Source organism: Metapseudomonas resinovorans DSM 21078, from assembly GCF_000423545.1.
Lineage (GTDB): Bacteria > Pseudomonadota > Gammaproteobacteria > Pseudomonadales > Pseudomonadaceae > Metapseudomonas > Metapseudomonas resinovorans.
Genome location: NZ_AUIE01000013.1, coordinates 88,481 through 101,740 on the forward strand (window position 1 = coordinate 88,481; position 13,260 = coordinate 101,740).

General features: G+C 61.2%; 16 protein-coding genes. 6 read left to right on the forward strand and 10 right to left on the reverse strand.

Annotated elements, in window-relative coordinates:
- Positions 1 to 131 precede the first annotated feature (131 nt).
- From hisC to G559_RS0112250, 10 genes are all read right to left on the reverse strand, one after another.
- Positions 132 to 1,184, reverse strand: a complete 1,053-nt coding sequence (hisC, locus tag G559_RS0112205) for a histidinol-phosphate transaminase (protein ID WP_028628481.1) — start codon at positions 1,182 to 1,184, stop codon at positions 132 to 134.
- Positions 1,185 to 1,186: 2 nt separating this feature from the next.
- Positions 1,187 to 2,515 (reverse strand): histidinol dehydrogenase, encoded by a 1,329-nt coding sequence (gene hisD, locus G559_RS0112210; RefSeq protein ID WP_028628482.1) that lies wholly within the window; start codon positions 2,513 to 2,515, stop codon positions 1,187 to 1,189.
- Between the two features lie 123 nt (positions 2,516 to 2,638).
- Entirely contained in the window at positions 2,639 to 3,274 is a 636-nt protein-coding gene (hisG, locus tag G559_RS0112215) for an ATP phosphoribosyltransferase (protein WP_028628483.1), read from the reverse strand.
- Positions 3,275 to 3,364: 90 nt separating this feature from the next.
- Positions 3,365 to 4,630 carry a UDP-N-acetylglucosamine 1-carboxyvinyltransferase gene (gene murA / locus G559_RS0112220; RefSeq protein ID WP_028628484.1) on the reverse strand — a complete coding sequence of 422 codons (1,266 nt, stop codon included), beginning with the start codon at positions 4,628 to 4,630 and terminating at the stop codon, positions 3,365 to 3,367.
- A 20-nt stretch (positions 4,631 to 4,650) separates the two neighbouring features.
- Positions 4,651 to 4,890: a BolA family protein gene (locus G559_RS0112225; protein ID WP_028628485.1), complete on the reverse strand. Its 240-nt coding sequence runs from the start codon at positions 4,888 to 4,890 to the stop codon at positions 4,651 to 4,653.
- Positions 4,891 to 4,999: 109 nt separating this feature from the next.
- Complete coding sequence (locus tag G559_RS0112230; protein WP_028628486.1) at positions 5,000 to 5,308, reverse strand: STAS domain-containing protein; 309 nt, start codon at positions 5,306 to 5,308, stop codon at positions 5,000 to 5,002.
- Positions 5,305 to 5,949, reverse strand: a complete 645-nt coding sequence (locus G559_RS0112235) for an MlaC/ttg2D family ABC transporter substrate-binding protein (RefSeq protein ID WP_028628487.1) — start codon at positions 5,947 to 5,949, stop codon at positions 5,305 to 5,307. Before G559_RS0112235 ends, G559_RS0112230 begins: the two co-directional genes overlap by 4 nt.
- Positions 5,950 to 5,960: 11 nt before the next feature.
- A complete protein-coding gene (gene mlaD / locus G559_RS0112240) occupies positions 5,961 to 6,428 on the reverse strand; it encodes an outer membrane lipid asymmetry maintenance protein MlaD (RefSeq protein ID WP_028628488.1) in 468 nt (155 codons plus the stop codon).
- Positions 6,428 to 7,225, reverse strand: coding sequence for a lipid asymmetry maintenance ABC transporter permease subunit MlaE (gene mlaE / locus G559_RS0112245; RefSeq protein WP_028628489.1), 798 nt, complete (start codon positions 7,223 to 7,225; stop codon positions 6,428 to 6,430). The genes mlaD and mlaE overlap by 1 nt, the downstream gene beginning before the upstream one ends.
- On the reverse strand, positions 7,225 to 8,034 hold the full coding sequence (locus G559_RS0112250; protein ID WP_028628490.1) for an ATP-binding cassette domain-containing protein: 810 nt from the start codon (positions 8,032 to 8,034) through the stop codon (positions 7,225 to 7,227). The genes mlaE and G559_RS0112250 overlap by 1 nt, the downstream gene beginning before the upstream one ends.
- Positions 8,035 to 8,265: 231 nt before the next feature.
- Between G559_RS0112250 and G559_RS0112255 the strand changes: the two genes are divergently transcribed.
- The 6 genes from G559_RS0112255 (at position 8,266) to G559_RS0112280 (ending at position 13,234) form a co-directional block, all read left to right on the forward strand.
- The gene (locus G559_RS0112255; RefSeq protein WP_028628491.1) at positions 8,266 to 9,240 is read left to right on the forward strand and encodes a KpsF/GutQ family sugar-phosphate isomerase; all 975 of its coding nucleotides are present in this window, start codon (positions 8,266 to 8,268) and stop codon (positions 9,238 to 9,240) included.
- Positions 9,240 to 9,764 carry a KdsC family phosphatase gene (locus G559_RS0112260; RefSeq protein ID WP_028628492.1) on the forward strand — a complete coding sequence of 175 codons (525 nt, stop codon included), beginning with the start codon at positions 9,240 to 9,242 and terminating at the stop codon, positions 9,762 to 9,764. The genes G559_RS0112255 and G559_RS0112260 overlap by 1 nt, the downstream gene beginning before the upstream one ends.
- 8 nt (positions 9,765 to 9,772) lie before the next feature.
- Positions 9,773 to 10,342, forward strand: coding sequence for an LPS export ABC transporter periplasmic protein LptC (gene lptC, locus G559_RS0112265; RefSeq protein WP_028628493.1), 570 nt, complete (start codon positions 9,773 to 9,775; stop codon positions 10,340 to 10,342).
- A complete protein-coding gene (lptA, locus tag G559_RS0112270) occupies positions 10,329 to 10,865 on the forward strand; it encodes a lipopolysaccharide transport periplasmic protein LptA (protein ID WP_028628494.1) in 537 nt (178 codons plus the stop codon). The genes lptC and lptA overlap by 14 nt, the downstream gene beginning before the upstream one ends.
- A complete protein-coding gene (lptB, locus tag G559_RS0112275; RefSeq protein ID WP_016490964.1) occupies positions 10,865 to 11,590 on the forward strand; it encodes an LPS export ABC transporter ATP-binding protein in 726 nt (241 codons plus the stop codon). The genes lptA and lptB overlap by 1 nt, the downstream gene beginning before the upstream one ends.
- Positions 11,591 to 11,737: 147 nt before the next feature.
- The gene (locus G559_RS0112280; protein WP_028628495.1) at positions 11,738 to 13,234 is read left to right on the forward strand and encodes an RNA polymerase factor sigma-54; all 1,497 of its coding nucleotides are present in this window, start codon (positions 11,738 to 11,740) and stop codon (positions 13,232 to 13,234) included.
- The last annotated feature ends 26 nt before the right edge of the window (positions 13,235 to 13,260 follow it).

Below are 13,260 nucleotides of genomic sequence, written 5' to 3' on the forward strand. Positions count from 1 at the left end.
GGCTGATCGGCGCACGCTTCGAGCACTTTCCCTGACTGTCAACTCGCTCTTTCCCCAGATTCCGCGAAGAACCCAAGAAAAAGCCGAGTGCGGAATTCCACACTCGGCTCTTTCTTTCGATCGCAGAAGGCTTAAAGCGTATTCAGAGCGTCCAGCAGTGCCTGGTTCTGCTCCGGCGTGCCGATGGTGATCCGCAGGAATTGGGCAATGCGTTCCTGCTTGAAATGGCGAACGATCACGCCCTGTTCGCGCAGCCCAGCGGCGATGCCGGCAGCATCCTTCTGCGGGTGACGCGCAAAGACGAAATTGGCAGCCGACGGTAGTACGTCGAAGCCCAGCTTGCCCAGCTCGGCCACCAGGTGCTCACGGCTGTCGATTACCTTGCGGCAGGTCTCCTCGAAGTAGGCCCTGTCTTCAAAGGCGACCGCCGCACCCGCGATGGCCATGCGATCCAGCGGGTAGGAGTTGAAGCTGTTCTTGATCCGCTCCAACGCCTCGATCAGGTCCGGATGCCCCACTGCCAGGCCCACCCGCAGTCCTGCCAGGGAGCGGGACTTGGATAGGGTCTGAGTCACCAGCAGGTTCGGGTAGCGATCCACCAGACTGATGGCGGTCTGGCCACCGAAGTCGATGTAGGCCTCATCCACCAGCACCACCGTATCTGGATTGGCCTGGAGCAGACGCTCGATTGCCTCAAGCGCCAGCAGGCAACCGGTCGGGGCATTGGGGTTGGGGAAGACGATGCCGCCATTGGGGCGCGCGTAATCCTCGACGCGGATCTGGAACTGCTCGTCCAGCGGCAACGCCTCGAACGGAATGCCGTATAGCCCACAGTAGACCGGGTAGAAGCTGTAGCTCACGTCCGGGAACAGCAGCGGCTTGCCGTGCTGGAACAGGCCGTGGAAGGCGTGGGCCAGGACCTCATCCGAACCGTTTCCGACGAACACCTGGCTAGTCTGCACACCATAGTAATCGGCCACCGCCTGCTTCAGGCGATCGCTGTTCGGGTCCGGATACAGGCGCAGGTTGTCGCCAACCTCGGCCTGCATGGCCGCCACTGCCTTGGGCGACGGGCCATAGGGATTCTCGTTGGTGTTCAGCTTGACCAGCTTGGCCAGCTTGGGCTGCTCACCCGGTACGTAGGGCACCAGCTCCTTGACGAAGGGACTCCAGAACTTGCTCATGTTCACTCCCCCTGCTCTTTGTTAGGAGCAATGCGGTATTCAGCGCTGCGCGCGTGGGCGGTCAGCGACTCGCCGCGGGCCAGTACGGATGCGGTCTTGCCCAGTTCGGACGCGCCGTCGGCCGAGCAGAAGATGATCGAAGAGCGCTTCTGGAAGTCGTACACGCCGAGCGGCGAGGAGAAGCGCGCGGTACCGGAAGTCGGCAGCACGTGGTTCGGGCCGGCACAGTAGTCACCCAAAGCTTCAGCGGTGTAACGACCCATGAAGATGGCGCCAGCGTGACGGATCTGCGGCAGCCAGGCCTGCGGATCGGCAACGGACAGCTCCAGGTGCTCGGGAGCAATGCGATTGGCCACCTGACAGGCCTGGGCCTGGTCGGTCACCTGGATCAGCGCACCACGGTTCTGCAACGAGGTACGGATGATCTCGGCACGCTCCATGGTCGGCAACAACTTATCAATGCTGGCCGCCACCTTATCGAGGAAGGCAGCGTCGGAGCTGACCAGGATGGCCTGTGCATCCTCGTCATGCTCGGCCTGGGAGAACAGGTCCATGGCAATCCAGTCCGGATCGGTTCCGCCGTCGCAGACCACCAGGATTTCCGAGGGGCCGGCAATCATGTCGATACCCACCTGGCCGAACACATGGCGCTTGGCGGTGGCAACGTAGATGTTGCCCGGACCGACGATCTTGTCCACCTGAGGCACGCTCTCGGTACCGTATGCCAGCGCGGCCACGGCTTGGGCGCCTCCAATGGTGAAAACGCGGTCCACACCGGCCACGCAAGCGGCAGCGAGGACGATTTCATTGATCTCGCCACGGGGGGTGGGCACCACCATCACCACCTCGGTGACGCCGGCAACCTTGGCAGGAATCGCGTTCATCAGCACGGAGGACGGGTAGGACGCCTTGCCACCCGGCACGTAGAGGCCTGCGCGATCCAGCGGGGTGACTTGCTGGCCCAGCACGGTGCCGTCGGCCTCGGTGTAGGTCCAGGAATCCTGCTTTTGCTTCTCGTGGTAGCTGCGCACGCGTTCGGCAGCGGTTTCCAGGGCCTTGCGCTGCTCGGCCGTAATGCGCGTCAGGGCCAACTCCAGGCGCTCGCGCGGCAGAATCAGCTCGGCCATGGAGGACGCCTGAACGCCATCGAAACGCTGGGTGAACTCGACTACCGCAGCATCTCCACGCTCGCGCACGGCCTTGATGATGTCGAGGACACGCTGATTGACCGCTTCGTCGGATACGCTTTCCCAGCTCAGCAGATGATCCAGGTGTCGCGCAAAGTCCGGATCAGCGGCATTGAGTCGGCGGATAGCGATTGGAGCGGTCATAGCGGGCCTCATGAATGGCAATAGCTCGGGCGCCGCTAGAGTAGCAAGCCCACCGTGCGGGCACCCGAGAATATTGGCTATGACACGGATAGGCGCGTGCGGCGCAGGGCCGCACTCAAGGTGTCAGCTTGGGTGTCGAGACTCGACCGCATTGCGCAGCACTTCGATCAGTGCCTGAATGCGTGCGTGCTGCATCTTCATCGATGCCTTGTTAACGATCAGCCGCGAGCTGATGGTGGCGATCAGTTCCTGGGGCTCCAGGCCATTGGCGCGCAAGGTGTTACCGGTGTCGACCACGTCGATGATCTTGTCGGCCAGCCCCACAAGGGGCGCCAGCTCCATGGAGCCATACAGCTTGATCACGTCGACCTGACGGCCCTGTTCAGCGTAATAGCGCTTGGCGACGTTGACGAACTTGGTGGCTACACGCAGGCGACCCTTGGGCTCCGGTGCGCCAATCGCACCGGCGGTCATCAGCTTGCAGCAGGCGATCCTGAGGTCCAGAGGCTCATAAAGTCCCTGGCCACCGTACTCCATCAGCACATCCTTGCCGGCAACGCCGAGGTCGGCGGCGCCGTGCTCGACGTAGGTCGGCACGTCGGTGGCACGCACAATGAGCAAGCGCACATCGTCCTGAGTGGTAGGGATGATCAGCTTGCGGCTCTTGTCCGGATTCTCGGTGGGCACAATGCCGGCTTCGGCGAGCAACGGCAGGGTGTCGTCGAGAATGCGGCCCTTGGACAGTGCGATGGTGAGCATGAAACTGGATTTCCTTGGCTACGGCCCGTTCGGGGCCTGTTGCGCGGTCGCTACTGGCCGGCCCAGTTCAGGGCCGGCCGATAACACGACCTAACCCGGCACGCGGCGGATCTTGGCGCCGAGCAACTGCAGTTTTTCTTCGATGCACTCGTAACCACGATCGATGTGGTAGATGCGGTCGATCAGAGTATCGCCCTCGGCAACCAAGCCGGCGATTACCAGGCTGGCGGAAGCACGCAGGTCGGTGGCCATGACCGGTGCACCCTTGAGCTTCGGTACGCCGGTAACGATGGCGGTGTTGCCTTCAACCAGGATCTGAGCGCCCATGCGATTCATTTCGTAGACGTGCATGAAGCGGTTTTCGAACACCGTCTCGATCACCGCACCGGTGCCTTCAGCCACGGCGTTCATGGAGATGAACTGGGCCTGCATGTCGGTGGGGAACGCTGGATAAGGGGCAGTACGGACGTTAACCGCTTTCGGGCGGTTGCCTTTCATGTCCAGCTCGATCCAGTTGTTGCCGGTGTTGATGTGGGCACCGGCCTCTTCGAGCTTTTGCAGCACGGCTTCGAGGATGGTCGGATCGGTGTCCTTGAGCTTGACGCGACCACCAGTGGCGGCGGCAGCCACCAGGTAGGTACCGGTTTCGATACGGTCGGGCATTACGTTGTAGCGCGCGCCGCCCAGACGTTTGACGCCATCAATGGTGATGGTATCGGTACCAGCGCCCTGGATCTGAGCGCCCATGGCAATCAGGCAATTGGCCAGGTCAACCACTTCCGGTTCACGAGCGGCGTTCTGCAGCACAGTACGACCGTTGGCCAGGGCAGCAGCCATCATGATGTTTTCGGTGCCGGTCACGCTGACGGTATCGAAGAAGAAATTGGCGCCGCGCAGGCCGCCGGCCGGAGCCTTGGCCTTGATATAACCACCCTCGACATCGATCTTCGCCCCCATGGCCTCAAGACCACGGATGTGCAGGTCGACCGGGCGCGAACCAATGGCGCAGCCACCAGGCAGGGCCACTTCGGCCTCGCCGAAGCGGGCAACCATGGGGCCAAGCACCAGGATGGAAGCACGCATGGTCTTGACCAACTCGTAGGGAGCGACCAGGGTCTTGATGCTGCTGGCGTCCACTTCTACGGCCAGCTTCTCGTCGATCACTGGCTGCACGCCCATACGACCGAAGAGCTCGATCATGGTGGTGATGTCGTGCAGGTGTGGCAGGTTGGCCACAGTGACCGGAGTGTCGGCCAGCAGGGTAGCGGCCAGGATCGGCAGCGCGGAGTTCTTTGCGCCGGAAATGCGGATCTCGCCATCGAGGCGTTGACCGCCAGTAATAATCAGTTTGTCCATAGTTCTCTCGGCAGCGGAGCTCAGGAGCGCTCGGCCCAGGCGGCCCGGCTGAAGAATTTCATGGTGACAGCATGGATGCTGCCGTCAGCAATCCAGGGATTCAGGTGGGCGTATACCTGCTGCTGACGCTTCACCGGGCTCAGGCCGGCCAGCTCATCGCTGATCAGGTTCAACTGGAAGTTGCAGCCTTCCCCTTCAACTTCCACCTGAGTACCTGGCAGTTTCGCCTCCAGGAGGCTTTTCACTTCTACGGCCTGCATGCTCAACCTCAATCGGCGCCCAACGCGCGCGGGTCGGCCATGATACAAAAAAGCCCTCCGCCTGCGAACCCCGCGCGCGCGGGGCCTGACGGAGGGCCGTCGGACCGGCTCAAGCCTCTAGCGGCAGCAGCTCGGTCACTCCAGATACTTCGGCGATCTGCCGCATATCCTCGGGCATTCCACGCACCGTCACCGCCTTTCCGGCAGCCTCGGCGTCACGCATGAAGGCCAGCAGCAAGGCGAGGCCGACGCTGCTGGTCTTCTCTACTGCGGAGCAGTCCAGCAGGAGGCCTGCGCCTTTACTGGCACGGATCATCTGCTTGCCCGCCTCACGCAGCTGCGGTCCAGTGCTGAAATCGAGCACACCAACCAGACGCAACTCGCCCGGAGCGGCCTGTTCGATACGCGCCTCACTCATTGTCCGCCCGCCTGCTTGGCCTCATCAGACTGCTTAGCCTTCGCGACCACCTCAGCCCAACCGTTGATGGTTTTGTCGAGGTCATTGCCATTGCGCTGCATGGTATCGGCGAACTGATCGCGGAACAGCTTGCCGATGTTGATGCCATTGATGATCACGTTGCGCAGCATCCACTGCCCATTGACGTTCACCATGGTGTAGGAGACCGGGTAGACCGTGCCCTTGCTGTCCTTGACCTCCATTCCCACACTGGTGCGTTCGGGGTCTTCCTTCTTGGTTGGCAGCACCCGAATTTCCTGGTTGTCGTACTCAAGCAGGGCGTTTCCGTAGAACTGGATCAGGCTGCGCTTGAAGTTCTCCTGGAAGCGGGTCATCTGCTCGGGCGTGGCCTTGCGCGAATACTTGACGGTCATGATGCTGCGAGAGATGCCATCGGCATCCACGACCGGACCGAGAATGCCGTTCAGGGCCTCGTAGAATGCATTCGGGTCACTGCGATACTGCTGCTTGTTTGCCTTGAGGTCAGCCAGCAATTGGTCAGTGGTCTGTTGCACCACATCGCGCGCACTCGGCGCAGCCGTGGCCAGCAGGGGCAGAGCCGCCAGCAGCACCAACAGGCCGTTTCGCAGAGCTTTGATCATGTCTCGAGTCCTCATTTGCTCTCTTTATTGACCGTGTTCAGCAAGAACTTTCCGATCAGATCTTCCAGCACCAGGGCCGACTGGGTGTCGCGGATGGTGCCGCCATCTGCGAGCAACTCCTCATCACCACCGACACTGATGCCAATGTACTTCTCACCCAGCAGGCCGGCAGTGAGGATGGATGCCGTAGAGTCGGCGGGCAGATTATCCACACGCTTCTCGACTTCCATTGTGACGCGGCCGGTGTAGCTGTCGCGATCCAGGTCGATAGCCGTAACCTTGCCGATGGTTACACCAGCCATGGTTACCTTTGCTCTGACAGTCAAACCGGCAATATTGTCGAAATGCGCGTAAAGCTTGTAGGTGTCGCCATTGGCGCCATAAGACAGACCGCTGACCCGCAGGGCTAGAAGCAGCAAGGCCAACAGACCGGCCAGGAGGAACAGGCCGACACCAATTTCCAAGGTGCGGATTTGCATCAGAAATCTCCAAACATCAAGGCGGTCAGGATGAAGTCAAGCCCCAGCACGGCCAGCGAGGCGTAGACCACGGTTTTAGTCGTTGCGCGGCTGATCCCTTCCGAGGTCGGCTCGCAGTCATAGCCCTGGAACACAGCGATCCAGGTCACCACGAAGGCGAATACGACGCTCTTGACCACGCCGTTCAGCACATCCTCGGTGAATTGCACACTGTTCTGCATGTTGGACCAGAAAGAGCCCTCATAGACTCCCAGCCAGTCCACGGCAACCATAGCGCCGCCCCAGATGCCCACTACGCTGAAGATGATCGCCAGCAGCGGCATCGAGATGAAGCCCGCCCAAAGGCGCGGTGCAATGATGTACTTGAGCGGATCGACACCGATCATCTCCAGGCTGGAGAGTTGTTCGGTGGACTTCATATTGCCGATCTCGGCCGTCAGCGCCGAGCCGGCGCGTCCAGCGAAGAGCAGACCGGTCACCACTGGCCCAAGCTCACGCAGCAAAGTCAGTGCAACCATCTGGCCCACTGCCTGCTCGGATCCGTAGTCGACCAGGATGTTATAGCCCTGAAGGGCCAGCACCATGCCGATGAAGACGCCGGAGACCACAATGATCGCCAACGACAGCACACCAACGGCGTAGAGCTGCTTGACCAGCAACTGAAAGCCGTTGCCCACGCCGGTGCGGCCAAACAGGGCATGGATCAGGAACAGGGTGGAGCGCCCTAGCGCTTCCAGCACATCCAGACCGGAACGCCCGAGCAGGCGAATGCGCTCGAGCAAGGATTTCTTGCGCATCAGCGCCCCCCCAGCAAGTCTTTGCGGTAATCCGGTGCCGGGAAATGGAAGGGCACCGGACCGTCCGGGATGCCTTTCATGAACTGGCGGATACGCGGGTTATCGGAATTCATCAGCTCATCCGGGGTTCCCTGCCCCAGTACCTGGGAATCGCCGACTACGTAGAGGTAGTCCGCGATGCTCGCAGTTTCCGCCAGGTCGTGGGAGACCACGATGCTGGTAATTCCGAGCGCATCGTTGAGGAGGCGAATCAAGCGCACCAGTACGCCCATGGCAATGGGGTCCTGACCGACGAACGGTTCGTCATACATCAATATCTGCGGATCGAGTGCAATCGCCCGCGCCAGCGCCACGCGGCGCTTCATGCCACCGGAAAGTTCATCAGGCATCAGCTCGATGGCGCCACGCAAGCCAACGGCCTGGAGCTTCATCAAAACTATGTCACGAATCATTTCTTCAGGCAGCCTGGTGTGCACCCGCAGCGGAAACGCGACGTTCTCGAATACATCCAGATCGGTGAACAGCGCACCACTCTGGAACAGCACACCAAACTGCTTACGCATGTCGAACAGGTCGGCACGGGAGAGTTTGGGCAGGTTCTGTCCATTGACCCAGACCTCGCCACTGGCGGGTTTGAGCTGGGCGGCGATCAGGCGCAGCAACGTGGTCTTGCCGCAGCCGGAAGGCCCCATGATGCCGGTTACCTTGCCGCGCGGAATACGGATATCGACATCTTGAAAAATGCTGCGCGTGCCGCGGTTGAAGGTTACTCCCTTCAGCTCGACGGCATAGGCGTTTTCGGCGCTCATCTAAACTCCTTGCGATACAGCCTCCCTGAAAGACGACGCATCCCAACGCAAGGACACCCCGCCCGGGACGGGCCGAACAAGGCGCGGACTATATCACCGCGCCATTGCCGCTCCCAAGGCCACACCAGCGTCTGTTCAGCTTTGCGACAGCCTCCACGGCATTGGCGCGTGAGCTAAATCACCTTTATCGCTATAATCGCCGCCTTTTCCCTCGGCAACTGCACGCCCTCCATGAGCCAATCCAGCGATCTCATCAAGTCCGCACAACGCACTATCCGACTCGAACGCGAGGCCATCGACGCCCTTCTGCCGCGCATCGACGCCGATTTCGTTCGCGCCTGCGAACTGATTCTGGCTTGCAAGGGACGCGTAGTCGTAGTCGGGATGGGCAAGTCGGGCCACGTCGGCAAAAAGGTCGCCGCCACCCTGGCCAGTACCGGTACCCCCTCGTTCTTCGTCCACCCGGCCGAAGCCAGCCATGGCGACATGGGCATGATCACCCGCGACGACGTGGTCCTGGCGCTTTCCAACTCTGGGTCGACTGCCGAGATAGTCACCCTGTTGCCACTGATCAAACGCCTGGGCATCACCCTGATCAGTCTCACAGGCAATCCGGATTCCCCATTGGCCAAGGCTGCCGCCGCGAACCTGGACGCTCGCGTTGCCCAGGAAGCCTGCCCGCTGAACCTCGCGCCAACCTCCTCCACCACCGCCTCCCTGGTACTGGGCGATGCCCTCGCAATCGCCCTGCTGGAAGCTCGCGGCTTCACCGCCGAGGACTTCGCCTTCTCCCATCCGGGCGGCGCGCTGGGCCGACGCCTGCTGCTCAAGGTGGAGAACATCATGCATGGCGGCGAAAGCCTGCCCAGCGTCGCGCGCGGCACGCCGCTGCGCGAGGCGCTTCTGGAAATGACCCGCAAGGGCCTGGGCATGACCGCGGTAAACGAGGACGATGGCCGTCTCGCCGGCATCTTTACCGACGGCGACCTGCGCCGCACCCTGGATAAAGGCATCGATGTGCGCCAGGCCAGCATCGACGACGTCATGACCGTCCATGGCAAGACTGTACGCCCGGACATGCTCGCCGCTGAGGCCCTGAAGATCATGGATGACCACAAGATCAACGTGCTGGTCGTGGTCGACGAAGACGACCACCCCATCGGCGCCCTGCATATTCATGACATGACCCGAGCCGGAGTGATTTGATGAGTAACGACCTCCTCACCCGTGCCAAGGCCGTTCGTCTGGCGGTATTCGACGTGGATGGCGTACTAACCGACGGCCGCCTCTACTTCCTCCCCGGAGGCGGCGAATTCAAGACCTTCAACACCTTGGACGGCCAAGGCATCAAGATGCTGATGAACACGGGAGTGCGCACAGCCATCATCAGCGGCCGCCAATCCGAAGTCGTCGAACGCCGCGCGCAGAACCTCGGCATCCAGCACCTGTTCCAGGGACGCGAGGACAAGCTGGTTGTGCTGGATGGCCTGCTCGCGGAACTCGATCTGACCCACGATCAGGTCGCCTACCTAGGCGATGACCTGCCAGACCTTCCCGTAATCCGTCGAGTCGGTCTAGGCATGGCCGTGGCCAATGCGGACGCCTTCGTGAGGCAGCACGCCCATGGCGTCACGCAGGCACATGGCGGCGAGGGGGCGGCCCGTGAGTTCTGCGAACTCATCCTGCGCGCCCAGGGCAACCTGGAAGCGGCTCAAGCCGCCTATCTCTGAGGCCTGACATGTCCAAGAATATCCGACTGGCGCTGGTCTTGATTCCCATCGCAGCACTGCTCGTCGCCCTCGGCTACTGGAACATCAGCCCTGAAAGCTTCATGGACCGGTCTCCGGCAGCGGGCAGTGAAAACGCCATCGACTTCTATGTGGAAAATGGCAAGAGCACCCAGTTCCAGGAAGACGGAAAGATTCACTACGAGCTGACGGCTACACACCTCGAACATATCAAGGCCACTGATGTCACACTGCTGACCAGTCCCGACCTGCTCCTTCATCGCGGCACGGCTTTTCCCTGGCACGTGCAGAGCGAGCGTGGCGAAGTGGGCCCCGAAGGCAAGCAAGTTGAATTGATCGATAAGGTCCGAGTGGCCCGCACCGACGCCAAGGGCCGTCCGACCCTCCTGACCACCAGCCGGCTGACCGTATTCCCCGACGAGGAATATGCGCAGACCCAGCAAGCCGTTAGAATCGAGGCGGCCAATGGGGTGACCACGGCACAAGGAATGAAAGCGTACTTGAATGACAGCAGGATGATCCTGCAGTCCAACGTAAGAGGCCAGCATGAGGTTCGTTAATACCCTCCCCCTGTTGCTCAGCCTGGGCACCGCACTCGGAAGTGCTGCCGCCTGGGCACTGCCTACGGACCGCGAACAACCGATTCGCGTCCAGGCCGACAGCGCCGAGCTTGATGACAAGCAGGGCGTCGCGGTCTACCGCGGCAACGTGGTGATTACCCAGGGCACCCTGAAGATCACCGGCGACACTGTCACCATTACCCAAGACTCCAACGGCGACGTCGAGGTGTTCACCTCGGTGGGCAAACCCGCGTACTACGAACAGAAGCCCGCCGTCGACAAGGAAATAGTCAAGGCCTACGGCCTGACCATTCAATACTTCGCCGCCAACGAGCGCATCATCCTGCTCGACCAGGCCAAGGTGATTCAGGAAGGCAACACCTTCGAAGGCGAGAAGATCGTCTATGACACCCAACGCCAGATCGTCAACGCAGGCCGCGCCACCGGCAGCAACGTGACCACGCCGCGCCCGCGGATCGACATGGTCATCCAGCCGAAGAAGAAAGAGCAGAAAGCACAGTAATGGCGACTCTCAAAGCCCAGCACCTGGCCAAGAGCTACAAGAGCCGTCAGGTGGTCCGCGATGTCAGCCTGTCAATCGACAGCGGTCAGATCGTCGGCCTCCTCGGCCCCAACGGCGCGGGCAAGACTACCTGCTTCTATATGATCGTCGGCCTGGTCAAGGCCGACCAAGGGCGCGTCCTGATCGACCAGCAGGACGTCACCCACCAGCCCATGCATGGCCGCGCTCGCGCCGGTATCGGCTATCTGCCGCAGGAAGCCTCGATCTTCCGCAAGCTCAGCGTGGCGGATAACATCATGGCGATTCTCGAGACCCGCAAGGAACTCGACCGCGCCGCACGCCGCAAGGAGCTGGAGAGCCTGCTGCAGGAATTTCATATCAGCCATATCCGCGATAGCCTCGGCATGAGCCTTTCAGGTGGCGAACGTCGCCGCGTGGAAATCGCCCGCGCACTGGCGACTGCCCCCAAGTTCATACTGTTGGACGAGCCCTTCGCCGGTGTGGACCCGATTTCCGTGGGCGACATCAAACAGATCATCCATCACCTCAAGGCCAAAGGGATCGGCGTACTCATCACCGACCACAATGTCCGCGAGACGCTCGATATTTGCGAGACGGCCTACATTGTCAGTGACGGACAACTGATCGCCGAGGGGGATGCGGAAGCAATCCTGGCCAACCAGTTGGTGAAGGAAGTCTATCTGGGCCACGAGTTCCGCCTGTAGCGTCCCGCGGCCTTGCCTACAAGACCGGTTGCGTAAGCTAGGAAAATCCTTCAAGGTCAGGCATATAATTTGCTTCCTGGTGGCGCTACGGCGCCCTGTAGTGGATGGCGCGCAAGCGCCGGCGAATAAGGTGCTAAGCCCTCTGCCATGAAACCATCGCTAGTCCTAAAGATGGGCCAGCAGCTGACGATGACCCCGCAGCTGCAACAGGCCATCCGCCTACTCCAACTCTCCACCCTGGATCTCCAGCAGGAGATCCAGGAAGCGCTGGAGTCCAACCCGATGCTCGAACGGCAGGAGGATGGCGACGACTTCGACACCTCCGACCCGATGGCCGAAGGCGACCAGTTGCCCAACTCCGGCAATCAGGAGACCAGCTTTCAAGAGTCCAGCGTCGAGACCAATGCCGAAGCCATGGAAGACGGCGAATGGCACGAACGCATCCCCAGCGAACTCCCGGTCGACACCGCGTGGGAGGACGTCTACCAGACGAGTGCCAGCAGCCTCCCGAGCAACGATGACGACGAGTGGGATTTCACCTCGCGCACTTCGGTTGGCGAGAGCCTGCAGAGCCATCTGCTCTGGCAGCTCAACCTGGCGCCCATGTCCGATACCGACCGCTTGATCGCGGTCACCCTGATCGACTGCATCAACAACGATGGTTACCTCGAAGAGTCACTGGCCGAGGTCGTCGAGGCATTCGACCCCGAACTCGGCATCGAACTGGATGAAGTCGAAGTCGTCCTCCACCGCATCCAGCAGTTCGAGCCCGCCGGCGTCGGCGCCCGCGACCTGCGTGAATGCCTGATCCTCCAGCTGCGCCAGTTACCTACGGGAACCCCCTGGCTGACTGAAGCCCAGCGCCTGGTCAGCGATCTCCTCGACCTGCTCGGCAGCCGCGACTACAGCCAGCTGATGCGACGCATGAAGGTCAAGGAAGATGAACTTCGCCAGATCATCGAACTGATCCAGTGCCTGAATCCGCGGCCCGGTTCGCAGATCGAAGCCAGCGAGCCTGAGTACGTGGTACCGGATGTCATCGTTCGCAAGCACAACGAACGCTGGCTGGTGGAGCTGAACCAGGAAGCCGTGCCGCGCCTGCGGGTCAACCCACAGTACGCCGGCTTCGTCCGCCGCGCCGACTCCAGCGCCGACAACACCTTCATGCGCAACCAGCTTCAGGAAGCGCGCTGGTTCATCAAGAGCCTGCAGAGTCGCAACGAAACCCTGATGAAGGTCGCCACCCAGATCGTCGAGCACCAGCGCGGCTTCCTGGAGTACGGCGATGAGGCGATGAAGCCCCTGGTCCTGCACGACATCGCCGAAGCCGTGGGCATGCACGAGTCCACCATCTCGCGCGTAACTACCCAGAAATACATGCACACTCCCCGCGGAATCTACGAGCTGAAGTACTTCTTCTCCAGCCACGTCAGTACCTCGGAAGGCGGCGAATGCTCGTCTACCGCGATCCGCGCCATCATCAAGAAACTGGTCGCAGCGGAAAATCCGAAAAAGCCGTTGAGCGACAGCAAGATCGCTGGTTTACTGGAGGCACAGGGCATTCAAGTGGCCCGTCGCACAGTAGCCAAGTATCGCGAATCCCTTGGGATAGCGCCTTCCAGCGAACGGAAGCGACTGATGTGACGCGGAAATTGACCCACGCCAAAGTG

Bases quoted from the DNA above. Each gene is read 5' to 3' on its own strand.
- G559_RS0112280 (WP_028628495.1), top strand. From the start codon at position 11,738: ATGAAACCATCGCTAGTCCTAAAGATGGGCCAGCAGCTGACGATGACC.
- G559_RS0112225 (WP_028628485.1), bottom strand. From the start codon at position 4,890: ATGCAGGCCGTAGAAGTGAAAAGCCTCCTGGAGGCGAAACTGCCAGGT.
- lptA (WP_028628494.1), top strand. From the start codon at position 10,329: ATGAGGTTCGTTAATACCCTCCCCCTGTTGCTCAGCCTGGGCACCGCA.
- lptC (WP_028628493.1), top strand. From the start codon at position 9,773: ATGTCCAAGAATATCCGACTGGCGCTGGTCTTGATTCCCATCGCAGCA.
- G559_RS0112230 (WP_028628486.1), bottom strand. From the start codon at position 5,308: ATGAGTGAGGCGCGTATCGAACAGGCCGCTCCGGGCGAGTTGCGTCTG.
- murA (WP_028628484.1), bottom strand. From the start codon at position 4,630: ATGGACAAACTGATTATTACTGGCGGTCAACGCCTCGATGGCGAGATC.
- lptB (WP_016490964.1), top strand. From the start codon at position 10,865: ATGGCGACTCTCAAAGCCCAGCACCTGGCCAAGAGCTACAAGAGCCGT.
- mlaE (WP_028628489.1), bottom strand. From the start codon at position 7,225: ATGCGCAAGAAATCCTTGCTCGAGCGCATTCGCCTGCTCGGGCGTTCC.
- G559_RS0112255 (WP_028628491.1), top strand. From the start codon at position 8,266: ATGAGCCAATCCAGCGATCTCATCAAGTCCGCACAACGCACTATCCGA.
- hisC (WP_028628481.1), bottom strand. From the start codon at position 1,184: ATGAGCAAGTTCTGGAGTCCCTTCGTCAAGGAGCTGGTGCCCTACGTA.
- G559_RS0112250 (WP_028628490.1), bottom strand. From the start codon at position 8,034: ATGAGCGCCGAAAACGCCTATGCCGTCGAGCTGAAGGGAGTAACCTTC.
- hisD (WP_028628482.1), bottom strand. From the start codon at position 2,515: ATGACCGCTCCAATCGCTATCCGCCGACTCAATGCCGCTGATCCGGAC.
- mlaD (WP_028628488.1), bottom strand. From the start codon at position 6,428: ATGCAAATCCGCACCTTGGAAATTGGTGTCGGCCTGTTCCTCCTGGCC.
- hisG (WP_028628483.1), bottom strand. From the start codon at position 3,274: ATGCTCACCATCGCACTGTCCAAGGGCCGCATTCTCGACGACACCCTG.
- G559_RS0112260 (WP_028628492.1), top strand. From the start codon at position 9,240: ATGAGTAACGACCTCCTCACCCGTGCCAAGGCCGTTCGTCTGGCGGTA.
- G559_RS0112235 (WP_028628487.1), bottom strand. From the start codon at position 5,949: ATGATCAAAGCTCTGCGAAACGGCCTGTTGGTGCTGCTGGCGGCTCTG.